The following is a 26,391-nucleotide window of genomic DNA, read 5'->3' on the forward strand; positions in this document are numbered from 1 at the left end:
GCCTTGCCAATCTGAAGGCAAGACAGGCTTTGCCGTGTATCTAGATCGGCGCGGAATTGGGAGTGTCGAGCGATGCCGGGAAACCCAAGGATCGTTGCCATGTCTGAAGAGACGATGACGCGCGTTCGAAGCTGACTTGGGCGGCCGGGTATCTGCCCGCATCCTTGCCGTCGTCGAACTTCTACACCTGTAGCCTCAAATCGGAACAATAACCCGTCTGGCAAACATCCGCCGCCTGATTGTCCCGGGTACGCCCTACATCGTCTCCTACAGGTTACATGCGGAGAGCATCGAAATCCTCGAAGTCTTCGACGGGCGGCGACACGCGCCAAGGAGCGGCGGTGACTGATCCTGATATCAGTCCTTCAACCCCTCAAGCCCCGCTGCTGTCCGCGTCACCGCAACTTCCGTCACCTCGCAGACAGCCACGCCTTCCATGATGAAGGGATCGGCTGCGACATAAGCCTCGATCTGGCCTCGATCGCCCCGTGCGAGGATCACTCCGCCGGTGCGTGGGTTCTTGCGGCCGGAAGCCAGGAACAGGCCGCTATCATAGCCGGCGTTCACCCAGTCCATATGCGGCTGCATCAGGCGGTCGGCTTCTTCGGCTGGCTTCACATAGGTGAGGGAGAGAATGAACATTCGGCTTGCCTATTCCACCAGTTCGGCGCGGATGAGACCGCGCAGTGAGTTGCCGACAAAGAGCTTGCGGTGTCGCAGGTCATCAAGTTTCAGCACTTCGCCGCGGGCCTTGCGTTCGCGAATAAGTTCCGCACGCAGCACGCCGGGCAAGAGGCCGCTGGTGAGCGGCGGGGTCAGCAGCATGCCATCCTCCGCCTCGGCGAAGACATTGGTGACCGTGCCTTCGCAGACCTCGTCCCGCTCGTTGAGAAGGATGACTTCGTCAGCCTCCTCTTTGGCATATTCGGCGCGCGCGGCCTCGTAGGGCTCTCGCCGCGAGGTTTTATGGCGGAAGAGGCTGTCTTCGGATTGCAATCGGGTTTTGGCAATCCGCAAGCGCCAGACGGCTTCTTCCGGCAGCGGATCGAACGGCGTGGCGCTGATTTCCATCTTGCCGCGAAAGGTCATGACGAGCCGGACACGCAGCGGCTGATCTCCGGAAATCTCTTTCTCGAGCCTGCCTTTCGGATCCTGAGGCTGGCGAAAGCCCAATGCATCGGCTGAGCGGGAGAGCCTGCGCATATGCTGATCGAGCCGCAGGAAACCTGCGCCCGGCTGCCACCGCATCGTCTCGATCAGCGAGAAATCCATTGGTCACCCACGGCAAAGCGCGCCTTTAACAGGCATTCCTCGTATTCGGCCTCGGCCTTCGAATCGAAGACGATGCCGCCGCCCACATTGAAGACGGCGCGGCCCTGGTTGAAAAGGGAGATCGTGCGGATTGCAACTGAAAATCGCATGGGACCGTTGGGGTCGCACCAGCCGATCGCACCGCAATAGATATCTCGTGGACCGGCCTCCAACTCATGCAGGATGCGCATCGCCCACATTTTTGGTGCGCCGGTGACCGAGCCGCAGGGGAAGAGGGCGGCCATGATCTCGGGCAGGCCGATATCGGGCGAGAGCCTGGCCCTGACATAGCTCACCATCTGATGCACGGTCGGATAGGTCTCTATCGCAAACAACTTGGGGACCGAGAGGGTGCCGACCTCCGAGATCACGGAGACATCGTTGCGCAGCAGGTCGACGATCATCCGGTTTTCGGCCTGAGTCTTTTCGTCGGCGAGCATGGCCTCGATGATCGCATCGTCCTCCTCAGCGCTTGCGCCGCGGGGGGCCGTGCCCTTCATCGGCCGGGTTTCGAGCCAGCCGTCAGCATCGACGGAGAAGAACAGTTCCGGCGAGCGCGACAGGATGACCGGGTCACCGAAATCAATCAAGGCGCCGTAATGCACCGGCTGGCGTCCGACTAGCGACCAGAATGCCGCCCTTGGATCACCCTCCCAGCACGCTTCGATCGGCATGGTGAGATTGGCCTGATAACAATCGCCCCTGCGCAAGTGGTGGTGCAGGCGATCGAACCGCTCGCGATAGGCCTCAAAATCCCATCCCGCATGCGGCGCAGACAGAAAAGGCGCGTTGGGAATGTCCGATGGGGCCGCCGCAAGAGGATGACTGTCTGGTGCTGGGGCCTCGAAGATGCCCATGGCGATCAGCGGGGTCTCGCGATGGTCCTCGACCAGGGGCGCAAGCTTGTCCTCGAAGACAAAGCCGGCCTCGTAGGAGAGGTGGCCGGCCAGCCATTTACCGGCCTTGCGAGCCGCCTCCAACCGCGCGAGCGCCGGGCGCACCTCGCCCGCCGTCCGCGCGAAGACGAGGTCCTGCGGTTCGGCAAAGACGAGGCTCGTTCCGGCGCGATCATCGCGGAAGAGCGCGTAAGGGGCGTGGTCACCCATGGAAAAGCGGCTGCTCCAGTTCAAGCTGCCTTATCTAGCGCTTCCAACTCGTCGATCAGCCCCTCAATCATCGACAGACCCTTGGCCCAGAACGACGGATCGGTCGCGTCCAGGCCGAAGGGGGCGAGGAGTTCGGAATGGTGCTTCGTGCCGCCTGCCTTCAGGAGTTCGAAATACTTGTCCTGGAAGCCCTGGTCGGCATTCTGGTAGACCGCATAGAGCGAGTTCACCAGGCAGTCGCCGAAGGCATAAGCGTAGACGTAGAAGGGCGAGTGGATGAAGTGGGGGATGTAGGTCCACCAGGTCTCGTAGCCTTCCGAGATTTCGATGGCCGGTCCGAGGCTTTCCTGCTGGACCGATAGCCACAGTTCGCCGATCTGCTCGGAGGTCAGTTCGCCGTCCTTGCGGGCGGTGTGGAGCTTGCGCTCGAACTGGTAGAAGGCGATCTGTCGCACGACCGTATTGATCATGTCCTCGACCTTCTGGGCCAGCATGGCCTTGCGTTCTTTGCTGTCGGTCGTCTTGTCGAGGAGGGCGCGGAATGTCAGCATCTCGCCGAAGACAGATGCCGTTTCTGCAAGTGTCAGTGGGGTATTGCACATCAGTGCGCCCTGGCCGCCCGCCAGCACCTGGTGCACGCCATGGCCGAGTTCGTGGGCTAGCGTCATGACATCGCGCGGCTTGCCGAGATAGTTGACCAGAACATAGGGATGTGCCGAGGGCACTGTCGGATGAGCAAAAGCACCCGGGGCCTTGCCCGGACGGGCTGGCGCATCGATCCAGCCGCCGTCAAAGAAGCGTCCGGCAATCTCGGCCATTTCAGGGGCAAAGCCGCCATAGGCGGAGAGCACCATGTCTTTCGCTTCATTCCAGGGGATCAGACGATCCGGGGTTTCGGCGAGCGGCGCATTGCGGTCCCAGAAATTCATCCGGTCCATGCCGAGCCATTTGGCCTTCATCTTGTAATAGCGGTGCGACAGGCGCGGATAGGCTTCACGTACGGCTTCGGCGAGCGCGTCGACGACTTCGCGCTCGACGCGGTTTGCCAGATGGCGACTATCGGCAATGTCTTCGAAGCCGCGCCAGCGATCGGAGATCTCCTTGTCCTTCGCCAGCGTGTTGGTCACCAGCGTGAAGATGCGGGCATTGTCCTTGAAGGTCTTTGACAGGGCCATGGCGGCCTGCCGGCGCTTTTCCGGATCAGCATCCTGCAGCAGCGTCAGCGTCGGCTCGAGCGGCATTTCATCTTCGCCGATCTTGAAGCGCAGCGAGGCCAGCGTTTCATCGAAGAGACGGTTGAAGGCGGCAGCGCCGGTCTGCGACTTTTCGAGGAAGAGTTGTTCGATCCGATCGTCGAGCTGGAACGGCTTGTCCTTCCTCAGATCAACGATCCAGGGGCGAAAATGGGCAAGGGCTGCGTCACGGTCCATGGCGGCGTCGACCGCGTCATCGGCCAGACGGTTCATCTCCAGTGGGAAGAACAGCAGGCGCGACGACATGTCGGTGAGCTTGGCCTGGATATCGCCGAAGAACTTGCCGTTCGCCGGGTTCGTCATGTCGGAATAATAGGTGAGGCCGGCATAGGAGGCGATGCGGCCGAGCAGATCTTCCAGCGCATCGAGTTCGGTGAGCGCCTCAGCGAGCCCGCCGGCGCCAACAGTTTCCAATGCCTCGGTCAGCTTGCCCTTCCACTTCACTTCAAAGGCCAGCGCGTCTGCGGCTGCCTTGTCGAGTGCTGCGAGAAATTCCGGCGATGTCTGGCCGGGATACAGGTCTTCCAGCCGCCAGACCGGCAGATTGCCAAGCGTCGCATCCTGGTTGGCGCGGGCTTCGGCAGATGAACTGTGGACGATCGACATGGCGGCTCCTCGTATTTTCAATGTTAGCGCCAGATGTAGTCAGTCATGTGCGCCGCGGCAAGTTCCGGAGATCGTTGCAGGTCTGTGCCACAACGGCGAGTTTTGTCGCGCCTCGCCTGTGGATTGTGCCATAACTGGTTAAGGACCGTTAAAATGCGAGTGTTTCTCCCAAGAACATGTTCAGTCCTTTCTGTCACTCTCCGAGACCTGCAACCCAGGAGCGCGAAACGCGCCTTATCGTCCATCCGGGGAGACGAAGTTGAACGCACAGGTCCTACTCATCGATGAAGATGTTGCCGAACGCCGCAGCATGAAGTCTGCAATCGAGGCGCACGGTCATGTGGTCCATGTCGCAGATACGGGCCAAGACGGAATCGAGATCCTGATCCGTCATCGCGACAGCATTGGCGTGGTGGTGGTCGATTCGGCGACCGTTGCCGATCTCGCCGACGAACTTCTGCCCCTCGCACTCGAAATCAACGCGGCCTTGCCCGTCATCGTCGAGATTTCCGAAGGCGCCGACGAGCTTGCACTCGACGCGGTCAGGGCCGGAGCCTTCGACTTCCTCGTCAAGCCGGTGAGCAGTGACCGGTTGGTCGGCGCCATCGAAGCGGCGATGAAAGTGCATCAGAGTGCGCAACAGGGAAAATCGCCGCGACGGATGCGCGGCGGCGCGGTCACCTTTGCCGATATTGTGGCCGTCAGTGCGACCATGTCGCGCGTCGTCGAACTCGGCCGGCGCGCAGCGCAGTCGACCATTCCCGTCATGCTTGAGGGGGAAACGGGCGTTGGCAAGGAAACGGTTGCTCGGGCCATCCATTCGGCCAGCGAGCGTTCATCGCGGCCCTTCGTCAGTGTCAATTGCAACGGTATTTCGCCAGCGCAGATGGACGAGGCCCTGTTCGGCAATGATCTTGGCCTGGGCTTGAAGGGCGCCCCTTCGGGTAAGTTTTTCGAGGCGGACGGCGGCACGCTCTATCTCAACGAGGTGGCGGAACTGCCTCTTTCCACGCAGATGCGTCTTCTCGATATTGTCCAGCATGGCGAAATCCGCCGTCCTGGCCAGGATCGCGCATCCAAGGTCAATGTGCGTCTGATCCTGGCGACCAGTCGCGACCTGATAGAAGAGGTGAAGTCCGGGCGGTTCCGCGAGGATCTCTATTATCGCCTCAACGTCTTCCCGATCACGATCGCATCGCTGCGTCGGCGCAAGGAGGATATTCCGCATCTTGTGCGCAGTTTCGTCGAGCGGTTTTCGCTGGAGCAGCGGCTCGCCAAGACGCTTCAGCTCGAAGCCTCGGCGATTGCGCTCCTCACGGCATTCGACTGGCCAGGCAATACGCGCCAGCTCGAAAATGCTGTCTTCCGCGCCGTCGTGCTCGCAGAGGGGTCCAGCCTGCGGGAGGCTGATTTCCCGCATATATCGGCACAGGTCGGAGAGCGCCGTCAGATGATGCGGAGCGCCGGTGTCGATGCTGCCCAGGCAGCCGCCGATGCTTCCGCATTTGTCCGGGCTCAGGCTGCATTGTTCGATCGTGTGTCCGTCCCGAGCCAATCCGCAGCCCAGACCCAGGCCTTCGCGGCCGCGTCCATGGCCAACGTCATTGTGAGTACCGACGAGGCCGGAAATGTGCGAAAACTGGCCGAGATCGAAGAGGAATTGATCCGGTTTGCGCTGAAATTCTATCGTGGCCAGATGAGCCAGGTGGCGCGCAAGCTGGGCATCGGCCGCTCGACTCTCTACAGAAAGCTGAAGGACTACGGCATCGACCCCGACAACCCCCAGAAAAGCGCGGCTTGATTTGGCTCAATCCCCTGTTGTTAACTCTCGCGTAAGCTTAATCACCTAATAAGGCTAAATACTTGTTAGGCAAGCGTTCACCATGTATGAAACGCTTGTGCGGCTGTGGCACAATTGCCATGCTATGACCGCATTTAGCGTTCATTTCAGGTGGCGTGGGACCTAGTCTTTGCTTACGGGGATCGAGTTGCAGGCATCGCAAGAAAACAGTGCGCTCCAACAAGCAGATGGGCGCAAAATAAAGATTGCGTGCGCGCACTTTGCGGCGAGGCTGGCATTTTCCGTTTTTGCAGTGTTCTTCCTGTCTCTGGGTCTCATGCTCACGGGAACCGGACAGGCGCGCGCGGAGAGTCGCACCCTCAATATCGAATTCGTCCATACCGGTGAACGCGCCTCGATTACGTTCAAGCGTAATGGTCGCTATGATCCCAAGGGCCTGAAGCAGCTCAACTACATTCTGCGCGACTGGCGCCGCAACGAGCCCACAAAGATGGATCCGCGGCTTTTCGACCTCGTTTGGGAGGTCTATCGCCAGGCCCGCGCCTCCGGCTATATCAAGGTCGTCTCCGCTTATCGTTCGCCGGCCACCAATGCCATGCTGCGTTCGCGCTCCAAGGGTGTCGCGAAGGAAAGCCAGCATATGCAGGGCACGGCGATGGACTTCTACATTCCCGGCGTGCCGCTCAAGCGGCTGCGCGAGCTGGGCGTCAAGATGCAGGCGGGCGGCGTTGGCTATTATCCGACATCCGGTTCGCCCTTCGTCCACATGGACGTGGCGGGTGTGCGTGCCTGGCCACGCATGAACCGTCAGGATCTCGTGCGTCTTTTCCCGGATGGCAAGACCGTTCACATTCCGTCCGATGGCAAGCCGCTGCCGGGTTACCAGCAGGCGCTGGCCGAATACAAGCGCCGTCTGGCCAGTGGCAACACTGTCATGATGGCCGAGGAAAAGGGTTCCAGCCGTCCGCGCAACCTGCTCGCCATGCTCTTTCGTGGCGGCGATGAGGATGAAGCGGAAGACGTGCCGGACGTCCCGCAGCGCCCAGCCGTTGCAAGCCAGCGTGAGCCGGCTGCTCCGCCGCCGCCGGTCGTTACGGCCAGCGAGCCGACAATGGTTGCCAGCGCGCTTCCGGGTGTCGATGCGCCGGTTCCAGTGTCGCGTCCTTCGCTCCGCCAGGCCGATGCAAGCCTTGCCGTTGCCCTTTATCAGCCGCCGCGTAATGCCGCCGGCGAAGCGTTGCAGCAGGTTGCCTCCGCGACGCCGCAACCGGTCGAGCCGCCATCCGACGAATTCCCTGACCTGGCCGAGATGACTATTCCGGTGCCGAGCTTGCTTGGACCGCGGCCGGCGCCGGGTGATGCCTCGACCAATGTCATGACGGCGTCGATCGATCCGAATGCACCTTCGATGATGTCGCCTGATGGCTTGGCCGTGCCGATTCCGGCCAGCCGACCGGCTCTGGCGGAGGCCTTGCTTGCCAAGGCGCAAGCAGATTCCGAGGCAGAGGTCGACGAGGTCGAGCAGGCCATTCTGTCGCCGGAAGCTGCCGATGCGCTTGAGGAAAGCAATCGCTCTGCCAGCGATATGCCCGTGGCCGTTCCGCAGATGCGGGCGGAGCCTGAGGCCGTTTCCGCGCCGCAGCCGGCGCAGCGGCCTGTCGAAGTCGCTTCCATTCCGCCGAAGTCTGAGCCTGCTTCTGCAAGCCAGTTCGGTGATGTTTTCGATGAGCCTGCCGCTGGTTCCGCCAAGGTCGATCCGACCGTCCCGGTCAAGGGTGGACGCCCGGGTCAGGAAGAGGCGGAGCGTGCTCACATGGCCATGTATGGCGGTACGTCGCTGACGAAGAACATGCTTGAGCAATGGGCAATGAGCCAGGGTCGTTTTGAGGTCTCCGACAGAAGTGTCAAGGCGCCGCGCGTGGTCTCCCGTGCGCTTGCCGCGCCGACCGTGGTGCCTGATGGTTTCCGTCTCGACGCGACGACGATCGATCCCAGTCGTTTCGGGGCGCCCTGATCCTTCCTGGTTTGCCGATATGAAAAAACCCGCCGTGAGGCGGGTTTTTTATTGGGGCCTTCAGTCTGAGGTCCCCGCATCATTGGAAGGCCTCAGCCTTCCGGCGGGCTCTCGATCATGCCAAGCGCTGCGAGATAGGTGTCGAGGATCAGATCCTCTTCCATACGCTCCTGATCGTCCTTCTTGCGCAGTGCGATCACCTTTTTCAGGATCTTGGTGTCGAAGCCCATGGACTTGGCTTCGCCATAGACGTCCTTGATGTCGTCGGCGATCGTCTTTTTTTCTTCCTCGAGGCGCTCGATGCGCTCGACAAAGGCGCGGAGCTGGTCGCGGGCGACGCCGTGGGCGGCATCAGACATGGGCATTCTCCTTGATTTCGGGATGGATTTTCGGTGGCGCTCAGGTGCCGCGATCCGAGCGCGACGTCAAGAGCAAAGCGTTTGGCCTCATTCCTGAGGGCGGTTCTTTTCGAAGGCCTGTTGCTGCGCAGACGTGGCCTCGCGCTGGTTCAGAGCCTTCCATTCGTCATAGGGCATGCCGTAAACGATCTCGCGGCTTTCGTCGCGCGTGAGGCCCAGTCCCTTTTCCTGTGCCGCATCGAGATACCAGTTGGACAGACAGTTGCGGCAAAAGCCGGCCAGATTCATCAGGTCGATATTCTGCACATCCGCCCGGTTGCGCAGATGCGAGACCAGTCGGCGGAAGGCGGCGGCTTCGAGTTCGGTCTGCTCGTCCTTGGTTGGCAAGGTCATGACGATCTCCTTCAGGGCGTGGGGTCAACGGCCGGGTAGGGGCCGGTGCGCGACGCATGGATCTGATATTCATGCAGCTTCGGGTCGGCATTGAGGCGCTCGAAGATCGGCGCCAGCCGGTCGACCCAGGTATCGACGCCATCATCCGTGCCGATCAGATCCTGGCGCACTTCGAGAAGCGCGTGCGGGATGCCTTTGATCATGCAGTGACGGTACATGGTGTCGCCCTTCAAGGCGCCGTCATAAGGTTCGTTGTCACCCACAAGAATGTCGCCCGACGCGGATAGCTGGTCGATCAGGGGGCGAACGGCGCGTTCATCGGTGTCCCAGAGAACAGCCGCGTGCCAGGGGCGGGGGATGCCTTTCCAGGCCGGAGTGTAGGAGTGCAGTGACAGCACCAGCGGCGCCTTGCCCGAGGCGTCAGCCGTACGCGCAATCACGTCCGATACAGCTTCATGATAGGGCCGATGATAGGTGGCGATACGGTGCTGCCATTCATCGGCTGTGATCGGGTGGTTGCCGGGAATGATCGCGCCGTCGGAAATCCGCATGATGATCGTCGGATCATCCTCGCCGCGATTCGGATCGATCAGCAGGCGGGAGAAGCGCGACATCACGGCTGGCGCCTGAAGCCTGGCTGACAGGCGACGCGTGAGGGGCTCGATGCCGATGTCATAAGCGATATGCCGCGAAAAGGCGCTGTCAGCGAGGCCGAGCCGCGCATAGGCCTCCGGCACGAGATTGGTCGCATGATCGGCCAGCAGCACCAAGCCGCTGTCATATCGGCCGTCCAGTATCTCGAAAACGGGTGCGTTATTCATCGTCGGGATGTCATTCCATGCTGCAAAGGCTTGATCGCATGGGGAATGCAGGAGCGCAAGCTTTCAAGGCCGTCACGTTTGTGCCAAGATCAGACACGAAGGTCCCGGGACTGGCCGGGGGCGGAAATTACAATCGATTAGAGTTGCGTTGACATTCTCTGGCCAGCATCGCAAGAAGGCATCCCATGCGTATTTTTGGAGTTCCGGCACCAACCGTGCAGAAGCAAATCCGACAGACTTGCGACCGCGCTGCCGCGCGTTTTCTGAAGCCCATCCTGATCGCGGGCGCATTGTTTGCACCCGTTCTCGCGGCTGATGCTGCTCATGCCGAGTTTCGGGTCTGCAATGGCACCCAGAACCTCGTCGGGGTCGCTATCGGCTACCGGGCGGAAGAGGGCTGGATCACCGAGGGTTGGTGGCAGGTTCCCGCCGGCACCTGCGCCACGTTGATCGAGGGTGAACTCCAATCGCGCTACTACTATCTCTATGCTGAGGATGCTGCCCGCGGTGGGCGTTGGGCTGGCGACATCAACATGTGCGCAGCCGAAAACGAATTCAAGATCGTGGGCGTGAAGGATTGCTTCGCACGCGGCTATCAGCAGATGGGGTTCAAAGAATATGACACCGGCAGGCAGGGGAGCTGGATGGTCCAGCTGTCCGATTCGTCGGGCACCCAGGAAAGCCAGAACTGATGAAGCGCAACCGCAAAGTAAAGATCCTTGCCACGCTTGGTCCCGCCTCCTCCGACGAGGCAATGATCCGCAAGCTCCACGAAGCCGGCGCTGATCTTTTCCGCATCAACATGAGCCATGCGAGCCATGACACGATGCGCACGCTTGTGCAGCGTATCCGCAATGTCGAAGCGGCTTGTGGCCGTCCGATCGGCATCCTCGCCGACCTTCAGGGTCCGAAGCTGCGCGTCGGCAAGTTCGCAGAGACCACGGTGGAACTGAAGCCGGGCCAGACCTTTACCCTCGACAGCAAGGATGAGCCTGGCGACCAGAACCGCGTGTTCCTGCCGCATCCGGAGATCCTCGAATCTGTCAAGCCGGGTGACCGACTGCTGATCGACGACGGCAAGCTGCATCTGAAGGCTGAAAAGTGCGATGGCAAGAGCATCGTCACGACGGTCGTATCCGGCACCAAGATCTCCGACCGCAAGGGCGTCAGCCTGCCTGACACCATTCTCGCAACCGGCGTACTCACCGACAAGGACCGCGCCGACCTCGACGCCGTGCTTGCCGTGAACGATGTCGATTGGGTTGCGCTCTCCTTCATCCAGCGTCCGGAAGATCTCTCCGAAGTGCGCAAGATTGCCAAGGGCCGCGTTGGCCTGATGTCGAAGATCGAGAAGCCGCAGGCCATCGAGCGCATCGACGAAATCATCGCCCTTTCTGACGCCCTGATGGTTGCCCGTGGCGACCTCGGCGTGGAAATGCCGCTCGAGCGCGTCCCTGGCATCCAGAAGCAACTGATCCGCGCCTGCCGCCGCGAAGGCAAGCCTGTCGTCGTTGCTACCCAGATGCTGGAATCGATGATCACGGCGCCAGTTCCGACCCGCGCCGAAGTCTCCGACGTCGCGACCGCCGTCTTCGAAGGCGCCGACGCCATCATGCTCTCGGCCGAATCCGCTTCGGGCCAGTATCCGGTTGAAGCCGTGGCCACCATGGCATCGATCGCGCATACGGTTGAACGCGAGCCGCACTATCCGGGCATCATCTACGCCCAGCGCGCCCAGCCGGAAGCAACGGGTGCCGACGCGATTTCGCTCGCTGCCCGCCAGATTGCCGAGACGCTGAAGCTGCAGGCGATCGTCTGTTATACCTCGTCCGGCAATACCGGCCTGCGCGCCTCGCGCGAGCGTCCGGAAGTGCCGATCATCGCATTGTCGCCGGTCATTCAGACGGCACGCCGCCTGTCTGTCGTCTGGGGCCTGCATTGCGTCGTCTCGTCCGAGCCGACCGACCTCGACGAAATGGTCAATGGCGCCTGCCGCATCGTGGTCGACGAAGGCTTTGGCAAGCCTGGTGACCGGATCATCATTTCGGCCGGTGTTCCGCTCGGCACCCCGGGTTCAACGAACATGCTGCGCATTGCCTATATCGGCTCTGACGGCCAGACGGGTATCTGACGCCTTCGTCCATGACGGGGTGATTGAAAGTTACGACAAGCCGCCTTCGGGCGGCTTTTTCGTTATGGCCGCTCGCCTTATTGCCCTGCCTGTAGAGACATCGTCGAGCCGCTTGATGGAACGCGGTTGGCAGCGAGGCGAGGTTCCGCCGCACGGGCCATGGTCTGCAGGTCGCGTGGGTTGCCTGCGACCTTCTCGATAGCGGCTATCGCAATCTCTGTCACCACATAGTCCGGCTTATGGCCGAGGCCTTCGATCCAGACCAATTCGGAGCCGGCAATATCGCGGGCAAGGCCTTTTGAGTGGATCTCTTCCAGCACGATTTCATCACTGTCTCCGGTGATGACCACCGTCGGACGTGTGATCTCCCTGTATCGTGGCGAAAAGCGGGTGACGTAGTCCAGGAGGCCCGCGACATCGGTTGCATTGGCACGGAATGTCTGTGGCCGCAGCACAAGCGCGGGGCCGGTGTCTTCGACATAGGTTCGCGGAAGCGGATTGGGTGCGAAGACGTGGTGCGTTGCCGGCTCCAGCCGGGCCATGCCGGCATGGAGTGCAATCGTATTGCAGAAGATCGGCCCGATGATCGGTGCCGATGCCAGATGATAATACCAGTCGACGCCGCCGGGCCAGGGATGGGTGGCCGCGGCTAGGAAGACAAGACCCTCGACCTTGTCGGGATGCAGCACCCCGAAGCTAGCTGCAATCGCGCCACCAAAGGAGTGGCCAACGATGACTGCACGCTTGATCCCCTTCTTCTCCATCAGTCTGGCAATCGCATTGGCCTGGCCGTCCGGCGTATCGTTTTCTGGCCCGCCGCGCTCCGAATAGCCGTGTCCCGGCCGGTCGACAAACAGGAGTTCGGCGCGCCCGCCCAGCGGCTCCAGAAAGGCACCCACCTGGTCACGCAGATTCCCGGAGGCACCGTGGATGAAGACAATAGGCGGAAGGTCAGCACCCGCGCCTGCCGGCAGATGCAGCGCGTTGAGCCCGTAGCCGCCGATATCCGTCAGCGTGCCTGTATTGGGATACCGAGCCTCGATTGCGCGGGCGCGCAGATGGGTGGCAATCGCAAGTGCCACCAGAATGAGGGCGAGCAGTGCTAGAAAACCGAGGAGCACGATGCCGAGGCGGGAGGCGATGAACAAGAGTGGGATCTTTCAGGCAAGGACTGTCTGCGCCAAGAGATCGTGCTGTGGAGCCATTCGTCAAGGGCCACGAAACGGGTGACCGTTTACGTCCTCTGCCCGGCGATTTCCTCAGACAGCTTTGCCACCAGTTCCTGTGCCTCACGGTCGGCCGGGAAGACCTCGAGGTAGCGTTCCCAGGCGGCAAGGGCAGCATCCTTGCTGCCGCGTTCGGTGAGGATGCCGGCAAGGCCTGCAATGGCGCCGAAGTGGCGGGGCTCGAGTTTCAGCACACGCTCGATGTCCGAGACGGACATGCGGTAATTGCCCATCGAGAAATGCAGGGTGGCTCGCTGGTTCCAGGCGCCGGCGAAATCAGGCTTCAGGACAATCGCCTGGTCAAGGAAATCAAGGGCGGCGGCATTGCGCTTTTCAGCGGCTGCCTTGGCGGACCATTGCATGAGGAGGTCGACGGTCGGGCTGGACGACTCGCTCCAGCGTGCCAGGACACTGTTGGCGATCTGGCGTGCGGCGTCCGGATTGCGCTCGCGCTTGAGCTCGACGAGCATCTCATCGATGCTCTTTACTTTCGGCGGCGGTGCCTTGACGGGGATGCGCTCGACCCCGGCTGCAGGTGGTGCTGCCTTAGGTGCTGCGGGTGCACCAGGCCGCGCTTCCGGCACGATTGTGCCGGGAGCCTCCGGCGGTGTCGGCATGGGCTGATCCGGCGCTTGCGCCAGCGAGGAGCCGGTCATGAGCAAGGCGGAGACAAACAGCGGGGAAAGGGTGAGTCGCAAAGAAAAACGGCGCATTCAGGGAAGGTAGTCCCTCAGCGCCGTCTTTCAAACTCAATTTTTCGAAATCAACACGCCAGTGAATGGCGGGCAGACCAGCAGCGCGTCGGGATCCGGAGATCCCGAAGCATCAGCCCTGGCGGGCCTTGAAGCGCGGGTTCTGCTTGTTGATGATGTAGATACGGCCCTTGCGGCGAACCAGACGGTTGTCGCGATGACGGGCCTTAAGCGCTTTCAGCGAGTTCTTGATCTTCATTTTTCTGGTCCACAACGATTGTCGGGGAATGTGTCATTCACCCACTGTCTGAAACAATCAAAAGCGCGCCGCTGGGCGCGCCCCTGAAGAGTTGGGCGCAATTAGCCCGAGGGAGGCCTGCCTGTCAACCGGTTGGGCGGCATTTGCCCAGCCCAAAAGGCTAAAAAACGGGAGTTATCAGTCCCGGAACGGCAGGATTTGCGTGACATGACCCATCTTGCGACCGGGCCGGGCTTCCGTTTTGCCGTAGAGATGGACGAGCACGTTCGGCTTTGCGAGCCAGGCCGGCACAGAATCGATGTCGTCACCAATCAGATTCGTCATCACGCAATCGGAGTGGCGTACGGGATCGCCAAGAGTGAGGCCCGCAACGGCACGGATGTGCTGCTCGAACTGCGAAACGATGCAGGCGGCTTCCGTCCAGTGCCCGGAATTGTGAACGCGGGGCGCGATCTCGTTGGCAATCAGGGTGCCGTCTTCGAGCACGAAGAATTCCATGCCGACCACGCCGACATAGCCGAGGCCATCAAGCAATTTGGTTGCGGCCTCGCGTGCGGCCTGAGCTGTCTCGTTGGCGATCGCGGCCGGCAGTGTCGAGGTGTGCAGGATGCCATTGCGATGCACATTTTCCGTCGGATCGTAGCAACGCACGTCGCCGTCGATGCCGCGGGCAGCGATGATCGAGATCTCGCGGACAAAGGGCACGAAGCTTTCGAGGATGAGCGGCACGCCGCCGAGTTCGGCAAAGGCACCGGTGGATGGATCTCCCTTGCGGAAGACTTTCTGGCCCTTGCCGTCGTAACCGAGACGGCGGGTCTTCAAGACACCTTCGCCGCCGAAATCGGCGAGTGCGGCGTCGAGATCAGCCTGGCTGTCGATGGCATTGAAGCGGGCGGTCTCAATCCCTGAGGCATTGAGGAAGCGTTTTTCCGTCACGCGATCCTGGGCGACTTCCAGCGCTTTTGGCGGCGGATACACCGGAACATTGTGCGCCAAGGTTTCCGCGGCGGAGACGGGCACGTTCTCGAATTCGTAGGTAACGACGTCGCAGATTTCGGCAAGTTCTGCCAGGGCCTCTGCATCGTCATAGGCAGCGGTGATCTGCCGATTGGCGAGCTGGGCGGCGGGGCTGTTTGCCTGCGGTTCGAGAATCACGGTCTGGTAATTCAGGCGGGCGGCTGCCATGGCCAGCATGCGACCGAGTTGGCCGCCGCCGATAATGCCGATCGTGCGAACGGTCATGGCGCTTCGTCCACCGGATATTCGGCAACAGAGCCTGTCTGGCGGGCAATCCACTCGTCCAGGCGGTCGGCCAGTTCGTCGTCGTAGATGGCAAGGACACGGGCAGCGAGCAGGCCGGCATTAACGGCGCCTGCCCGGCCGATGGCGAGTGTGCCGACCGGAATGCCGGCGGGCATCTGGACGATGGAATAGAGGCTGTCGAGACCGGACATGGATTTCGACTGGACCGGTACGCCGAAGACCGGAAGCGGGGTGAGTGAAGCCACCATGCCGGGCAGGTGGGCGGCACCGCCGGCACCTGCAATGATCACCTTGAAGCCCTCGTCGCGGGCGCCTTTGGCGAAGGCCACCATACGGTCAGGCGTTCGGTGTGCCGAAACGATCCTAGCCTCGTAGTCGACGCCGAGTGCGTCCAGGGTGTCGGCGGCATTCTTCATGGTTTCCCAGTCGGACTGGCTTCCCATGATGATGGCGACGGGCGGGCACTCAGCTGTCATCAGGCTATCCTTCTGCCTTCATGCGATGATATCGGGGATGATCTGGTCTTCGATGGAGGTGATCTTGTCCTTGATCGCCAGCTTCTTCTTCTTCATCCGCTGGATTCTCAAGGCGTCGCATCCGGTCGCGATCATGGCGTTGATCGCCGCATCGTAATCCTCGTGCTCCTGGCGAAGCCGTGCCAGCGAGAGCCGAATGTCAGCCTGTTCCTGATCGGCCATCGTTTTTCCCCATTTTTGCGCCTCGAGCCCATCCTATACGAAGGCCCCGGAGATTCGCGCAAGCTCCTATCACCAAATACCGGTAACGGGAAGTTATCCTTCTGCGCGATTATCGACGCCGGAATTTGCCCTTTCGCCTTCGACAAACCGCATTTCTCGTGTCACATTACTTTCGCAAAGCCTGAAACTCCAGCGGATGAGGGCTGGAGGTAGGCGACAAGGAAGGACGTATCAAATGACCATACAGGCTCATCTTGACTCGCTGCAGAAGAAGCATGGCGCTATCGAGGAAAAGCTCCATGATGCGCTCGCATCTCCCTCCACCGACGATCAGCAGATCGCCGAACTTAAGCGCCTGAAATTGCGACTCAAGGATGAAATGGAACGCCTGAGGGCTTCGACACGCCACTGATCCATACCCTTTCCGGGCTGTGCCGGGAGACGATCCTAAGGTCGCTCCCGCCGTATAGATGAAGCAGCCCACATCAACCCGCCCCGGAGTTCCCCCGAGCTTCGGGGCTTTTGTTTGCTGATCCGGGGGTGCTGGGGCTCAGGACCAGAATTGGTCGAGCCAGAGGTTCATCCGGTCAAAGCCGGGACGTCGGATGAAATATATGCGACGTGTGCCTTCGGCGCGCACATCGACGAGACCGGAATCAAGCAGGGCTTTCAGGTGCTGTGAGACCGCAGGGCGACTGATCGGCATCTGGCTGGCAAGGTCGTTGACGGTTCTCGGTCCGCGACGGAGATCCTCCAGGATCTGCCGGCGGTTGGGATCTGCAATCGCCATGAAAGGATCCACGTTCGTCATGGGCAAACGTTAGGCGAAAGGCCGCTTCCCGGCAAGCGGGAATGTGCGCTGCAGCACTCGTCAAAAAGTCAAAGGCCGAGGGCGCCACTTGCGCCGTCGTAGAAGAGCTTTCCGCCGGCCACCAGCACCATGCCGTACATCAGCGGATAGAAGAGGGAGGGTCTGAGATGATGGACGAGTTTCGCGCCGATCAGTGTGGAAATCAGGGCGACCGGCAGAAGGCCGATCGACAATTTCAGATTTGTCGCATCGAGTTCTCCGAGGGCGAAATATGGGATCACCTTGATGGCGTTCAGGATGGCGAAGAAGCGGGTAGACGCGCCGGTATAGGTCTTGGGGTCGAGTTTCAAAGGCAGTGTGTAAACCTGGAATGGCGGGCCGCCCGCATGGGCGACGAAGCTGCCATAACCGGAAAGCAATCCCCAGATCGATCCTGCCAGTGGGCGCTGGGCGGCCGGCAGTGCCGCCGGACTGTTGCGCGCCGTCCAGATGTCGATGAAGTAGCGCAGCGCAAAGACAACCGAAATCCCGCCCAAAACCAGCCGCATGGCGTCAGCCGAGACGTAGCTCGATGTGGCCCAGCCGAGACCGAGGCCTATCAATGCGCCCGGCATCATGGCGGTGAGGGTGCTCGCACTGTTGTACTTGCGCCAGGACCAGAGCGCTGCCGCATCCATGACAAGAAGGATCGGCAAGAAGATTGCAGCTGCCTGCATAGGGGGCACGGCAAAGGCCATCAGTGGCACGCCGATCAATGCCAGAGCACCGCCAAGACCGCCTTTTGACAGGCCAACCAGCGCTACTGCGGGGATTGCGACAGCATAGAAGTTCGGGTCGGTCAGCATTGTGCGGTTGATCCTTTCGGTCGAGCGGTCTATCGGATTTAAACAGACATTACGAGGACCATTTCCGCAGGGTGCGGAGCCGTCCCATCACCGGATTGACCCCGCATGACCGAAGATCGCTGCCGTCTCGTTCTCATCGTTCCCGATATTGCCGATCCGGCCGAATGCGCAAGGATCGTTGGCGATGCGCTGCGCGGCGGCGACGTGGCCTCGGTGATTATCCCCTCTTATGGCCGCGACGACGCGACCTTCCAGAAAGCGGCGGAAGCGCTGGTGCCGGTTATCCAGGCTGCGGGTGCGGCGGCACTGGTCGTCGACGACAGCCGGACTGCGGGACGAGTGAAGGCTGATGGCTTGCATGTGACCGGCAATGCCGCAGCGCTTGCGGAAGCCGTCGAAAAGCATGCGCCCAAGCTGATCGTCGGTGGTGGCAATGCCATGGACCGCGATCATGCGCTGCAGATCGGCGAGGCGCAGCCCGACTATGTTTTCTTCGGCAAGCTGGACGGCGACATCAAGCCTGAAGCACATTCGAAGAATGTGGCACTCGGCGAGTGGTGGTCGGCGATGATCGAGATCCCGTGCATCGTCATGGGCGGCACAGACCCGGCTTCTGCCGTCGTCGTGGCAGCCAGCGGGGTGGAATTTGTGGCCCTTGGCAAGGCCGTTTTCGAAGATCCTGCAAACGCCGCTGTGATCGTTGCACGGGTGAATGCGGAACTTGACGAAAAAGCGCCACGGTTTGAAGCTTAGACCGCGTCATGCGCCAAACCTCGCCAATCCTTCGCCTGATTTGTACAGCCCTTGCCGGGGTCGTGCTTTCGTTGTCTGCGGCCCAGGCCCAGGAGGATGAAGGCCTCGATATCGGTGATGCGCCGGTCATTATGCCCGCAGATCCAGCGGATGCCGGAACCATTGAGCGCGGCCTCGGCGGTGGCGGGCCGGACAATTCGGGCGATGCCAGAGCGCTCGACCGCAATGCGCGTGATTCGGCCCCTCCGGTCGTCAAGGGTGCGAAGGTCTCTCCTGATGGCGGAAAAGAAGAGCTTCAGGGCATCAATATCTTCCTGCGCATGGGAACGCCGTTGCCCGAGCTTCCACTGGAGCGGCCATTCGCGGACGAACCGGACGAGGCTTATGGCGCGTTCCAGCGCGGCCTGTTCCTAACGGCGGTCGACAAGGCGCTGCCGCGCGCTCAACTCGGCGATCCGGCGGCACAAACGTTGCTGGCTGAAATCATGTCGCGGGGCTTGGGCGTCAAGCGCGATCCGAAGGGAGCGGCCTTCTGGTATGCTCAGGCAGCCCAGGGCGGCGATCCGGCCGCGATGTTCAAATACGCGCTGATGATGATGGAGGGTCGGGTCGTCGAGCAGGACAAGGCCAAGGCCGACGACTATATGCGCCGTGCCGCCGAAGCCGGAAACGCTTCGGCGCAGTTCAACTGGGCGCAGATCCTGGTCTCTGAAAATCCCGGCGTGCGCGGCCTCACCATGGCCATGCCCTTTTACGAGAAAGCAGCCGAGCAGGGGATCGCTGATGCGCAATATGCGCTGGCGCAGGTCTATTCGGCGCTGAAGGAAATCCCGCAGGAAAAGAAGAACCGCGCCCGCGAATGGATGGAGCGTGCCGCGCGGGCCGGTTTTGATACCGCACAGCTCGATATGGGCCTGTGGCAGGTGAACGGCTATAATGGTCCGCGCGACTACGAGAAGGGCTATCGCTGGCTGAGCATTGCCGCCAAGCGTGGCAATGTCGTTGCGCAGAACCGGCTGGCGCATCTCTATATCAACGCGCTCGGCACGGCACCCAATCCCGTCGAAGCGGCGAAGTGGTATGTGCTGTCGCGTCGCGCGGGTCTCAAGGATGTCGGGCTTGAGGATTTCTATCTTGGCCTGAACGAGGACCAGCAGAAGCAGGCCATTGACCAGGCCAACCGGTTCCGGAGGGGTTAAGGTCACATACCGCCGATCGCCGTCTGGGGGAGGGCGGAAGAGATGGACCTGATTGACCTGTTCCAGAGACTGGGCCTTGCGATTGCAATTGGCGCTGCCATTGGCGTCGAGCGGCACTGGCGTGAGCGCGAGGAGCCAGACGGGGCGCGGATCGCCGGGATCCGGACCTTCACTCTGATCGGCATGACCGGCGGCCTTGCCGGCCTGATCGAGACATCGCTCGGATCATCTGCGTTGCCAGGTCTTGTTGTTGCGGCGTTTCTCATTGCCGTCAGTTCGGCGCTGCTGCGTTTTGCTTTGCTGGAAGCGGAGGGGCAGAACCGTTTCAGCGCAACGACCGTGATTGCGGCCATAGCCGCCTTTGCGCTGGGCGTGCTGGCCGTGCTGGGCGACATGGTGATTGCGTCGGCGGCAGGAGCGGCGACGGTTGTCGTGCTTTCCAGTCGCGAGTTCCTGCATCAGTCGATCCGGCGGCTGACCTGGCCTGAGTTGCGTTCCGCTGTCCTGCTGCTCGCCATGGGTTTCCTGCTGCTGCCGCTGATCCCATCGCAACCTTACGGCCCCTTTGGCGGCGTCTCGCCCCGTAGTCTGGTCGTTCTGGTGATCATCCTCGCATCGATTTCCTTCATCGGCTATGTCGCGGTGCGTTTGCTTGGGCCGGGTCAGGGCAATCTCGTCGCCGGTGCAGTTGGTGGGCTGGTGTCTTCGACAGCAACGACACTCGCTTTCGCCCAGCGCAGCGTGGCAGAAGGTTCAGCCGCGGGGCTCGCGGCCGGTGCCGTGGCTGCAGGTGGCGTATCGTTGATCCGCACCGGATTTCTGGTGGTCGCCCTTGCGCCATCGCTTGCCTCCGAACTTCTGCCCTCACTCCTCTTGGCCGGGCTGGCGATGGGTGGCGCAGCGTTGCTGCTTGCCGGGCGTGGCGGAGCGGTGGTCGAGGGGGAGAACAAGGCAGACCCGCCGGCCAATCCGTTCGAACTGGGCCAGGTGGTCCGCATGGCGCTGCTGATTGCAGTGATTGCTTTTCTTGCGCGGGCCGGAAGCAGTGTCTTTGGCGATCGGGGGCTATATGTGGTCTCAGCACTCTCGGCGCTTGCGGATGTCGATGCCGCAACGGTCACCGTGTCTGGCATGCTCGACCGGGTCTCCGGTCCTGTTGCGAGCCATGCCATCGGGATTGCGGTCATCGCCAACATGCTGGCCAAAGCGGGCTATGCTGTCGTGGCTGGCAGCCGGCCCTTCGCCGTCATCGTCTGTGTCGTCTCGGCAATCGCGCTTGGCGTCGGGCTCCTGGCGCCGCTTACGACAGGGCTGCTCTGACCTCCTGCGTCGTTCGCGAAGGCTTTGCCCCTTGAATTCCGGCGCTATTTGTGGTCTTGAACCCGCCAATCATCGCCGCCCCATGCGCTACAACCCAGCGCCGCTTCCGGCGAGCGTCAGTCTCAAGGATTTCGTTTCATGGCCCGTTCAGCCCTTCTCAATGTCATGGTTCAGGCCGCGCTCAAGGCCGGCAAGTCGCTGTCGCGCGATTTCGGTGAGGTGCAGAACCTCCAGGTGTCGGTGAAGGGTCCCGGCGACTTTGTTTCGCAGGCCGATTTCCGCGCCGAGAAGATCGTGCGCGAGGAGCTTATGAAAGCCCGCCCAACCTATGGCTTCCTCGGTGAAGAGGGCGACGAGATCAAGGGTAGCGATGGCGCGCATCGCTGGATTGTCGATCCGCTCGATGGTACGACCAACTTCCTGCACGGCATTCCACAGTTCGCCGTCTCGATCGCGCTTGAGCGCAATGGCGACATCGTCGCCGGCGTCATCTTCAACCCGGCGACCGACGAGCTCTACACGACCGAAAAGGGCGGCGGTGCCTTCCTTAATGATCGCCGCATCCGTGTTGGTGCCCGCAAGGTGCTGTCGGATTGCGTCATCGGCTGTGGCGTGCCGCATCTCGGCCGCGGCCAGCACGGCAAGTTCCTCGTCGAACTGCGCCACGTGATGGGTGAAGTCTCCGGCGTGCGCCGCATGGGCGCGGCTGCGCTCGACCTCGCCTATGTCGCGGCCGGGCGTCTCGACGGCTTCTGGGAAGCGCAGCTCAATGCCTGGGACATCGCAGCCGGCCTGCTGTTGATCCGCGAAGCCGGCGGCTTTGTCTCGGATATGAAGGGCGGCCAGGATATGTTCGAGAACGGCACCGTGCTTGCCGGCAACGAATATATCCGCAAGGCTCTGGAAGAGGTTGTCAACCGGCCGATCCCGCAGGCCTGACGCCTGAAAATTCAGGTGAAATTCCCCCGTCTTCTCGGCTTCAATTCGTCTCAATTTTCCACTAGCCTCCGGCTCAAGATTCCAGGAGGTTGAAGACGACATGGTAAAAGTGAAGCTGGAGGACGTGGAAGCGGTCGAGGTCCGGACGGGAGATCACGGCCAGAAGCTCTCCAGCCCGATGCCCTTCTTCACGACGATGGTCATCTTCCTGATCATCGTCGGGTTCATCGCGGCGATCCTCTACAGACAGGCTCAGGCCGCCTTTGTGACCAATCCGGGCCTGAATGGCCTGATCCTTGGCGTTCTCGTCATCGGCATCATCCTGGTGTTCAATCAGGTCTGGGCGCTTCGCCCCGAAGTGCGTTGGTTCAACTCCTTCCGGGCAGCCGGCGACAATGCCGATCGCGTCGGTCGCGATCCGCGCCTTCTGGCGCCGATGCGAGCGCTGATCGGCCGTCGTCGCTCCATGGCGATCTCGACGACGGCGCTCCGTTCGATACTCGACTCGATCGGTACGCGTCTTGACGAGTCGCGCGACACGACCCGCTATCTGATTGGCCTTCTGGTCTTTCTCGGCCTGCTCGGCACGTTCTGGGGGTTGCTTGGAACGATCGGCTCGATCAACGAGGTGATCCAGGCGCTCAATCCGACATCCGGCGACAGCAATGACATTCTGCAATCGCTGAAATCCGGCCTGACGGCCCCGCTTGCCGGCATGGGTACGGCGTTTTCGTCGTCGCTGCTCGGTCTTTCCGGCTCGCTCATCCTCGGATTTCTCGACCTCCAGGCCGGCCGTGCGCAGAACCGCTTCTATACGGAACTGGAAAACTGGCTCTCCGGCATGACCGATCTCGATTCCGAGCGTGGCTCGATCGATGCGGCAGGCGCCATTGGCGGCGACGAGATGCGGGTGCTGATTGCCGAACTGCAGAAGATCGCCGGCCGCGATGGCAATGGCGGCAATGACCGCTCGATTGCGGCCATTGCCGGACTTGCCGAAAGCATCCAGGGCCTCGTCAAGAACATGCGCAATGAGCAGCAGATGCTGCGCGACTGGATCGAGGCACAGCAGGAAGATGCCCGCGCCATGCGCAAGACGCTGGATCGTCTGAACGACAAGATGAGTGGGAGCAAGTAATGGCGCTCGGCCGTAACCGGCGCAAGGAACGTGCGGTCGACTACTGGCCCGGCTTCGTCGATGCCCTGTCGACGCTGTTGCTTGCCATCATGTTTCTGCTCACGGTCTTCGTGCTGGCCCAGTTCATCCTCAGCCGCGAGATTTCCGGCAAGGACGAGGTGATGAACCGGCTCAACAGCCAGATCGCCGAACTCACGCAGCTGCTCGCCCTTGAAAAGGGCGGAAAGCAGGATCTCGAGGATACGCTTGCGCAACTGCAATCCTCGCTCTCCACTTCGGAATCCGAGCGGTCACGGCTGCAGATGCTGCTGGAGAGCGGTGCCGGGTCTGCGGGGCAGGCGGCAGTGCGCGTTGGCGAACTGACCTCGGAACTTAATAATGAGCGCCAGGTCAGTGCCCGCGCCATGAGCCAGATCGAGCTTCTGAACCAGCAGATCGCAGCCTTGCGGGCCCAGATTGCCGCCATTGAAGGCGCGTTGCAGGCGTCTGAAGCGAAGGATGAGGCATCGCAGACGCGCATTGCCGATCTCGGTCGCCGTCTCAATGTGGCGCTTGCCCAGCGCGTGCAGGAGCTCAATCGTTATCGCTCTGACTTCTTCGGACGCTTGCGCGAGATTCTCTCTGACCGCGAAAACATCCGTATTGTCGGCGACCGCTTCGTTTTCCAGTCGGAAGTCCTGTTTCCGGTCGGTGGAGCTGACCTGGATGATGCCGGTCGTGCGGAGATGGACAAGCTCGCCAGCGCTATCCTTGAGCTTGCCCGGGAGATCCCCTCGGAGATCAACTGGGTTCTGCGCGTAGACGGGCATACGGATGCCTCGCCACTGTCGGGCACGGGCCGTTACCGCGACAACTGGGAGCTTTCCTCGGCGCGTGCGACCTCGGTCGTCAAGCATCTGATCGGACGCGGTGTTCCGGCCAATCGGCTCGTCGCTGCCGGCTTCGGCGAATACCAGCCGATCACCGAGGGCAATACGCCCGACATTCTGGCCCAAAACCGGCGCATCGAATTGAAACTCACAGAGCGCTAACGGAAACGAACGTCCCGCAGGTTGCGGGATGTTTTTATCCGGTTGAGTTACGTGCGCGTAAAGGTAAGATCGATCCCACTGCGTAACGGAGGAGGGGCCGATGCGAGAATTTGATATCGTGGTGATCGGCGGCGGGCTTGCGGGCCTTGTGGCCGCAACGGAAGCCGTCGAGCGGGGCCTATCAGTCGGCCTGATCGATCAGGAGGGCGAGCAGAACCTCGGTGGCCAGGCCTTCTGGTCGTTGGGCGGATTGTTCCTTGTCGACAGCCCGGAACAGCGCCGGATGGGCATTCGCGACAGTCTTGATCTCGCCCGGCAGGACTGGTTCGGGTCGGCTGGTTTCGACCGGTCCGAAGATTTCTGGCCGCGCCAATGGGCGGAGGCCTATCTCCAATTTGCCGCGGGCGAGAAGCGCCAATGGCTCCGGCAAAGAGGCATGCGCTGGTTTCCGGTTGTCGGCTGGGCCGAGCGCGGCGGATTGCTGGCTGATGGACACGGCAATTCGGTGCCGCGCTTCCACCTGACCTGGGGCACAGGCCCTGCAGTGATCGAGCCTTTCGTCAAGGCAGCGCAGGCGGGAGAGGAGGCCGGCAGCCTGGTCTTTCTGTTTCGCCATCGCGTTGACCGGTTGATTGTGACCAATGGTGCCGTGGTCGGCGTGTCCGGCTCTGTCCTTGCCCCGGATGCGGTTTCGCGTGGGGCTTCGAGTTCGCGTGCCGTGGTCGGTGAATTCGAGGTGCGGGCGGGTGCCGTGATCGTGGCTTCGGGCGGGATCGGCGGCAATCATGATCTCGTGCGCAAGCATTGGCCGGTGGACCGGCTTGGTGCACCGCCAGGCTCGATGGTATCAGGCGTGCCTGTCCATGTTGACGGACGCATGCTGTCGGTTGCGACCGAGGCCGGCGGAACCGTGATCAATGGTGACCGCATGTGGCACTATGCCGAGGGGCTCAAGAACTGGGACCCGATCTGGCCCAATCACGGTATCCGCATTCTGCCCGGGCCATCATCCTTCTGGTGCGATGCCGACGGCAATCGGTTTGCGCCACCAGCGCTTCCGGGTTTTGATACGCTTGCCACCGTCAAGGCGATCCGCAGCCGCGGCGATGATTATTCCTGGTTCATCCTCAATCGGGCCATCATCAAGAAGGAGTTTGCGCTTTCCGGTTCGGAGCAAAACCCTGACCTGACGGGCAAGGATATACCGCTTCTGATGAAACGGTTCGGCCGGAATCCGCCGGGGCCGGTGCAAGCCTTCATGGACAAAGGCGAGGATTTCGTCGTTCGCGATACGCTGGAAGACCTGGTCGTCGGCATGAACGAGCTCTCCGGCGAGCACCGGCTTGGCATTCACCATTTACGCCGGCAAATTGAAGCACGCGACAGGCAACTCGCCAACCCGTTCAGCAAGGACATCCAGGTTACCGCGATCAACGGCGCACGCCGCTATCTCGGCGACCGATTGCTGCGGACAGCCAAGCCGAAGCCGCTGCTGGATCCTTCCGCCGGGCCGCTGATCGGCGTGCGTCTACATATCCTCACCCGCAAGACGCTAGGAGGTTTACACACGGATCTGCAGGGCAGGGTTCTCGGCGCAGATAATGCGCCGGTGCCGGGGCTCTACGCTGCCGGCGAAGTCTCGGGCTTCGGCGGCGGCGGCATGCATGGCTACAATGCGCTTGAAGGCACGTTCCTGGGCGGCTGCCTGTTTTCAGGTCGCGTTGCCGGGAGAAGTGCGGGTCGGTAAGGGATTGGGCCGGGAACGGCTAATCATTCAGGAGAGTTCTGGTGTCTGTGTGCGATCACCAGCAGGCTATGCTCGCTCGACTTTCTTGCATCGTCATGCGCAGCCCGGTCTTGCGCCCCATCCTTGATCGTTGGCATGACATGGCGCTGCCGGATTGTTGGCTGGTCGCTGGCGGGCTGGCACAGAGCGTCTGGAACGATTCCTTCGGGATGGATCCGTTGCACGGTATCGCCGATATTGATCTCGTATATTTCGATCCTGAAGATCTGACTGAGCAGGGGGAAGCGCAAAATGCGAACCGACTCGGCGAGGTTTTCCGCGAGTTGCCTGTCCGCCTCGATGTCAAAAACGAGGCTCGGGTGCATTTGTGGTATGCAGCCAAGTTCGGCGCGGCCATTTCGCCGTATTGCTCGACCCTCGACGCCATCACCACGTTTCCGACAACTGCGACTGCCGTGGGCATCAGGCCTGCAGGGGCGGATATTGCGCTTGTTGCGCCGTTCGGGCTGGACGACCTGATGGGATGTGTCGTCCGCCCCAACAAAAAGCAGATCACGCGCGACATCTATGAGGCCAAGTTTCGCCGGTGGATCCGGTATTGGCCAGATCTGACAATCGTTGCTTGGGATGATGTGCCGGAAGTGGCAGATATCGGCTGATCAAACACGGATTCCG

General features: G+C 61.5%; 28 protein-coding genes. 13 read left to right on the forward strand and 15 right to left on the reverse strand.

Annotated features, from left to right (window positions below; genetic code table 11):
• Window positions 1-357: 357 nt before the first annotated feature.
• From IP76_RS05300 to IP76_RS05315, 4 genes are read right to left on the reverse strand one after another with little or no spacing between them, the layout of a single operon-like run.
• Window positions 358-642, reverse strand: coding sequence for a YciI family protein (locus tag IP76_RS05300; RefSeq protein WP_054157126.1), 285 nt, complete (start codon window positions 640-642; stop codon window positions 358-360).
• Window positions 643-651: 9 nt separating this feature from the next.
• The gene (locus IP76_RS05305; protein WP_054157127.1) at window positions 652-1,272 is read right to left on the reverse strand and encodes an aminotransferase class IV family protein; all 621 of its coding nucleotides are present in this window, start codon (window positions 1,270-1,272) and stop codon (window positions 652-654) included.
• The gene (locus IP76_RS05310; RefSeq protein ID WP_054157128.1) at window positions 1,257-2,417 is read right to left on the reverse strand and encodes an aminodeoxychorismate synthase component I; all 1,161 of its coding nucleotides are present in this window, start codon (window positions 2,415-2,417) and stop codon (window positions 1,257-1,259) included. Before IP76_RS05310 ends, IP76_RS05305 begins: the two co-directional genes overlap by 16 nt.
• A gap of 20 nt (window positions 2,418-2,437) precedes the next feature.
• Window positions 2,438-4,276: a M3 family oligoendopeptidase gene (locus tag IP76_RS05315; RefSeq protein WP_054157129.1), complete on the reverse strand. Its 1,839-nt coding sequence runs from the start codon at window positions 4,274-4,276 to the stop codon at window positions 2,438-2,440.
• Window positions 4,277-4,535: 259 nt separating this feature from the next.
• On the opposite strand from IP76_RS05315, the gene IP76_RS05320 reads away from it, so the two are divergent.
• Both IP76_RS05320 and IP76_RS05325 read left to right on the forward strand, forming a co-directional pair.
• Entirely contained in the window at window positions 4,536-6,077 is a 1,542-nt protein-coding gene (locus IP76_RS05320; RefSeq protein WP_054157130.1) for a sigma-54 dependent transcriptional regulator, read from the forward strand.
• 316 nt (window positions 6,078-6,393) lie between these two features.
• The gene (locus IP76_RS05325; RefSeq protein ID WP_245281391.1) at window positions 6,394-8,091 is read left to right on the forward strand and encodes a DUF882 domain-containing protein; all 1,698 of its coding nucleotides are present in this window, start codon (window positions 6,394-6,396) and stop codon (window positions 8,089-8,091) included.
• Window positions 8,092-8,183: 92 nt separating this feature from the next.
• On the opposite strand, the gene IP76_RS05330 is transcribed toward IP76_RS05325, so the two are convergent.
• The 3 genes from IP76_RS05330 to IP76_RS05340 form a co-directional block, all read right to left on the reverse strand.
• Window positions 8,184-8,450, reverse strand: a complete 267-nt coding sequence (locus tag IP76_RS05330) for a DUF2312 domain-containing protein (RefSeq protein WP_054157131.1) — start codon at window positions 8,448-8,450, stop codon at window positions 8,184-8,186.
• A gap of 87 nt (window positions 8,451-8,537) precedes the next feature.
• Window positions 8,538-8,843 (reverse strand): DUF1244 domain-containing protein, encoded by a 306-nt coding sequence (locus IP76_RS05335; RefSeq protein ID WP_054157132.1) that lies wholly within the window; start codon window positions 8,841-8,843, stop codon window positions 8,538-8,540.
• 11 nt (window positions 8,844-8,854) lie between these two features.
• Window positions 8,855-9,664, reverse strand: coding sequence for an N-formylglutamate amidohydrolase (locus IP76_RS05340; RefSeq protein WP_054157133.1), 810 nt, complete (start codon window positions 9,662-9,664; stop codon window positions 8,855-8,857).
• A 185-nt stretch (window positions 9,665-9,849) separates the two neighbouring features.
• Between IP76_RS05340 and IP76_RS05345 the strand changes: the two genes are divergently transcribed.
• Complete coding sequence (locus IP76_RS05345) at window positions 9,850-10,356, forward strand: DUF1036 domain-containing protein (RefSeq protein ID WP_054157134.1); 507 nt, start codon at window positions 9,850-9,852, stop codon at window positions 10,354-10,356.
• Entirely contained in the window at window positions 10,356-11,795 is a 1,440-nt protein-coding gene (gene pyk, locus IP76_RS05350; RefSeq protein WP_054157135.1) for a pyruvate kinase, read from the forward strand. Before IP76_RS05345 ends, pyk begins: the two co-directional genes overlap by 1 nt.
• 77 nt (window positions 11,796-11,872) lie before the next feature.
• On the opposite strand, the gene IP76_RS05355 is transcribed toward pyk, so the two are convergent.
• From IP76_RS05355 to IP76_RS05380, 6 genes are all read right to left on the reverse strand, one after another.
• On the reverse strand, window positions 11,873-12,943 hold the full coding sequence (locus tag IP76_RS05355; protein ID WP_156318477.1) for an alpha/beta fold hydrolase: 1,071 nt from the start codon (window positions 12,941-12,943) through the stop codon (window positions 11,873-11,875).
• An 86-nt stretch (window positions 12,944-13,029) separates the two neighbouring features.
• Window positions 13,030-13,734 carry a tetratricopeptide repeat protein gene (locus IP76_RS05360; protein ID WP_054157136.1) on the reverse strand — a complete coding sequence of 235 codons (705 nt, stop codon included), beginning with the start codon at window positions 13,732-13,734 and terminating at the stop codon, window positions 13,030-13,032.
• 112 nt (window positions 13,735-13,846) lie between these two features.
• Window positions 13,847-13,972 carry a type B 50S ribosomal protein L36 gene (ykgO, locus tag IP76_RS05365; protein ID WP_006726873.1) on the reverse strand — a complete coding sequence of 42 codons (126 nt, stop codon included), beginning with the start codon at window positions 13,970-13,972 and terminating at the stop codon, window positions 13,847-13,849.
• Between the two features lie 177 nt (window positions 13,973-14,149).
• On the reverse strand, window positions 14,150-15,214 hold the full coding sequence (locus IP76_RS05370) for a 5-(carboxyamino)imidazole ribonucleotide synthase (protein WP_054157137.1): 1,065 nt from the start codon (window positions 15,212-15,214) through the stop codon (window positions 14,150-14,152).
• Complete coding sequence (gene purE / locus IP76_RS05375; RefSeq protein WP_054157138.1) at window positions 15,211-15,711, reverse strand: 5-(carboxyamino)imidazole ribonucleotide mutase; 501 nt, start codon at window positions 15,709-15,711, stop codon at window positions 15,211-15,213. Before purE ends, IP76_RS05370 begins: the two co-directional genes overlap by 4 nt.
• Window positions 15,712-15,729: 18 nt before the next feature.
• Window positions 15,730-15,933: a YdcH family protein gene (locus IP76_RS05380; protein WP_054157139.1), complete on the reverse strand. Its 204-nt coding sequence runs from the start codon at window positions 15,931-15,933 to the stop codon at window positions 15,730-15,732.
• A 235-nt stretch (window positions 15,934-16,168) separates the two neighbouring features.
• Between IP76_RS05380 and IP76_RS22725 the strand changes: the two genes are divergently transcribed.
• Window positions 16,169-16,345, forward strand: a complete 177-nt coding sequence (locus IP76_RS22725) for a YdcH family protein (RefSeq protein ID WP_082352413.1) — start codon at window positions 16,169-16,171, stop codon at window positions 16,343-16,345.
• 138 nt (window positions 16,346-16,483) lie between these two features.
• On the opposite strand, the gene IP76_RS05385 is transcribed toward IP76_RS22725, so the two are convergent.
• Window positions 16,484-16,744, reverse strand: a complete 261-nt coding sequence (locus IP76_RS05385) for a helix-turn-helix transcriptional regulator (RefSeq protein ID WP_054157140.1) — start codon at window positions 16,742-16,744, stop codon at window positions 16,484-16,486.
• Window positions 16,745-16,812: 68 nt separating this feature from the next.
• Window positions 16,813-17,589, reverse strand: a complete 777-nt coding sequence (locus IP76_RS05390; protein WP_054157141.1) for a sulfite exporter TauE/SafE family protein — start codon at window positions 17,587-17,589, stop codon at window positions 16,813-16,815.
• A 105-nt stretch (window positions 17,590-17,694) separates the two neighbouring features.
• Between IP76_RS05390 and IP76_RS05395 the strand changes: the two genes are divergently transcribed.
• From IP76_RS05395 to IP76_RS05430, 8 genes are all read left to right on the forward strand, one after another.
• A complete protein-coding gene (locus tag IP76_RS05395; protein WP_054157142.1) occupies window positions 17,695-18,342 on the forward strand; it encodes a thiamine phosphate synthase in 648 nt (215 codons plus the stop codon).
• 8 nt (window positions 18,343-18,350) lie between these two features.
• Window positions 18,351-19,541: a tetratricopeptide repeat protein gene (locus IP76_RS05400; protein ID WP_054157143.1), complete on the forward strand. Its 1,191-nt coding sequence runs from the start codon at window positions 18,351-18,353 to the stop codon at window positions 19,539-19,541.
• Between the two features lie 42 nt (window positions 19,542-19,583).
• On the forward strand, window positions 19,584-20,861 hold the full coding sequence (locus IP76_RS05405; protein WP_054157144.1) for a DUF4010 domain-containing protein: 1,278 nt from the start codon (window positions 19,584-19,586) through the stop codon (window positions 20,859-20,861).
• A gap of 138 nt (window positions 20,862-20,999) precedes the next feature.
• Window positions 21,000-21,800 carry an inositol monophosphatase family protein gene (locus IP76_RS05410; protein ID WP_054157145.1) on the forward strand — a complete coding sequence of 267 codons (801 nt, stop codon included), beginning with the start codon at window positions 21,000-21,002 and terminating at the stop codon, window positions 21,798-21,800.
• Window positions 21,801-21,900: 100 nt separating this feature from the next.
• Window positions 21,901-22,938, forward strand: coding sequence for a hypothetical protein (locus tag IP76_RS05415; RefSeq protein ID WP_054157146.1), 1,038 nt, complete (start codon window positions 21,901-21,903; stop codon window positions 22,936-22,938).
• On the forward strand, window positions 22,938-23,969 hold the full coding sequence (locus tag IP76_RS05420; RefSeq protein ID WP_054157147.1) for a peptidoglycan -binding protein: 1,032 nt from the start codon (window positions 22,938-22,940) through the stop codon (window positions 23,967-23,969). Before IP76_RS05415 ends, IP76_RS05420 begins: the two co-directional genes overlap by 1 nt.
• 100 nt (window positions 23,970-24,069) lie before the next feature.
• Complete coding sequence (locus tag IP76_RS05425) at window positions 24,070-25,716, forward strand: FAD-binding dehydrogenase (RefSeq protein ID WP_054157148.1); 1,647 nt, start codon at window positions 24,070-24,072, stop codon at window positions 25,714-25,716.
• 140 nt (window positions 25,717-25,856) lie between these two features.
• A complete protein-coding gene (locus IP76_RS05430) occupies window positions 25,857-26,375 on the forward strand; it encodes a nucleotidyltransferase family protein (RefSeq protein WP_245281392.1) in 519 nt (172 codons plus the stop codon).
• Window positions 26,376-26,391: the final 16 nt, after the last annotated feature.

The sequence above is a fragment of the Rhizobium sp. AAP43 genome (assembly GCF_001296045.1).
Taxonomy (GTDB): Bacteria; Pseudomonadota; Alphaproteobacteria; order Rhizobiales; family Rhizobiaceae; genus Allorhizobium.

Bases quoted from the DNA above. Each gene is read 5' to 3' on its own strand.
- IP76_RS05300 (WP_054157126.1), bottom strand. From the start codon at position 642: ATGTTCATTCTCTCCCTCACCTATGTGAAGCCAGCCGAAGAAGCCGAC.
- IP76_RS05305 (WP_054157127.1), bottom strand. From the start codon at position 1,272: ATGGATTTCTCGCTGATCGAGACGATGCGGTGGCAGCCGGGCGCAGGT.
- IP76_RS05310 (WP_054157128.1), bottom strand. From the start codon at position 2,417: ATGGGTGACCACGCCCCTTACGCGCTCTTCCGCGATGATCGCGCCGGA.
- IP76_RS05315 (WP_054157129.1), bottom strand. From the start codon at position 4,276: ATGTCGATCGTCCACAGTTCATCTGCCGAAGCCCGCGCCAACCAGGAT.
- IP76_RS05325 (WP_245281391.1), top strand. From the start codon at position 6,394: ATGCTCACGGGAACCGGACAGGCGCGCGCGGAGAGTCGCACCCTCAAT.
- IP76_RS05330 (WP_054157131.1), bottom strand. From the start codon at position 8,450: ATGTCTGATGCCGCCCACGGCGTCGCCCGCGACCAGCTCCGCGCCTTT.
- IP76_RS05335 (WP_054157132.1), bottom strand. From the start codon at position 8,843: ATGACCTTGCCAACCAAGGACGAGCAGACCGAACTCGAAGCCGCCGCC.
- IP76_RS05340 (WP_054157133.1), bottom strand. From the start codon at position 9,664: ATGAATAACGCACCCGTTTTCGAGATACTGGACGGCCGATATGACAGC.
- IP76_RS05345 (WP_054157134.1), top strand. From the start codon at position 9,850: ATGCGTATTTTTGGAGTTCCGGCACCAACCGTGCAGAAGCAAATCCGA.
- pyk (WP_054157135.1), top strand. From the start codon at position 10,356: ATGAAGCGCAACCGCAAAGTAAAGATCCTTGCCACGCTTGGTCCCGCC.
- IP76_RS05360 (WP_054157136.1), bottom strand. From the start codon at position 13,734: ATGCGCCGTTTTTCTTTGCGACTCACCCTTTCCCCGCTGTTTGTCTCC.
- ykgO (WP_006726873.1), bottom strand. From the start codon at position 13,972: ATGAAGATCAAGAACTCGCTGAAAGCGCTTAAGGCCCGTCATCGCGAC.
- IP76_RS05370 (WP_054157137.1), bottom strand. From the start codon at position 15,214: ATGACCGTTCGCACGATCGGCATTATCGGCGGCGGCCAACTCGGTCGC.
- purE (WP_054157138.1), bottom strand. From the start codon at position 15,711: ATGACAGCTGAGTGCCCGCCCGTCGCCATCATCATGGGAAGCCAGTCC.
- IP76_RS05380 (WP_054157139.1), bottom strand. From the start codon at position 15,933: ATGGCCGATCAGGAACAGGCTGACATTCGGCTCTCGCTGGCACGGCTT.
- IP76_RS22725 (WP_082352413.1), top strand. From the start codon at position 16,169: ATGACCATACAGGCTCATCTTGACTCGCTGCAGAAGAAGCATGGCGCT.
- IP76_RS05385 (WP_054157140.1), bottom strand. From the start codon at position 16,744: ATGACGAACGTGGATCCTTTCATGGCGATTGCAGATCCCAACCGCCGG.
- IP76_RS05390 (WP_054157141.1), bottom strand. From the start codon at position 17,589: ATGCTGACCGACCCGAACTTCTATGCTGTCGCAATCCCCGCAGTAGCG.
- IP76_RS05395 (WP_054157142.1), top strand. From the start codon at position 17,695: ATGACCGAAGATCGCTGCCGTCTCGTTCTCATCGTTCCCGATATTGCC.
- IP76_RS05400 (WP_054157143.1), top strand. From the start codon at position 18,351: ATGCGCCAAACCTCGCCAATCCTTCGCCTGATTTGTACAGCCCTTGCC.
- IP76_RS05405 (WP_054157144.1), top strand. From the start codon at position 19,584: ATGGACCTGATTGACCTGTTCCAGAGACTGGGCCTTGCGATTGCAATT.
- IP76_RS05410 (WP_054157145.1), top strand. From the start codon at position 21,000: ATGGCCCGTTCAGCCCTTCTCAATGTCATGGTTCAGGCCGCGCTCAAG.
- IP76_RS05415 (WP_054157146.1), top strand. From the start codon at position 21,901: ATGGTAAAAGTGAAGCTGGAGGACGTGGAAGCGGTCGAGGTCCGGACG.
- IP76_RS05420 (WP_054157147.1), top strand. From the start codon at position 22,938: ATGGCGCTCGGCCGTAACCGGCGCAAGGAACGTGCGGTCGACTACTGG.
- IP76_RS05425 (WP_054157148.1), top strand. From the start codon at position 24,070: ATGCGAGAATTTGATATCGTGGTGATCGGCGGCGGGCTTGCGGGCCTT.
- IP76_RS05430 (WP_245281392.1), top strand. From the start codon at position 25,857: ATGGCGCTGCCGGATTGTTGGCTGGTCGCTGGCGGGCTGGCACAGAGC.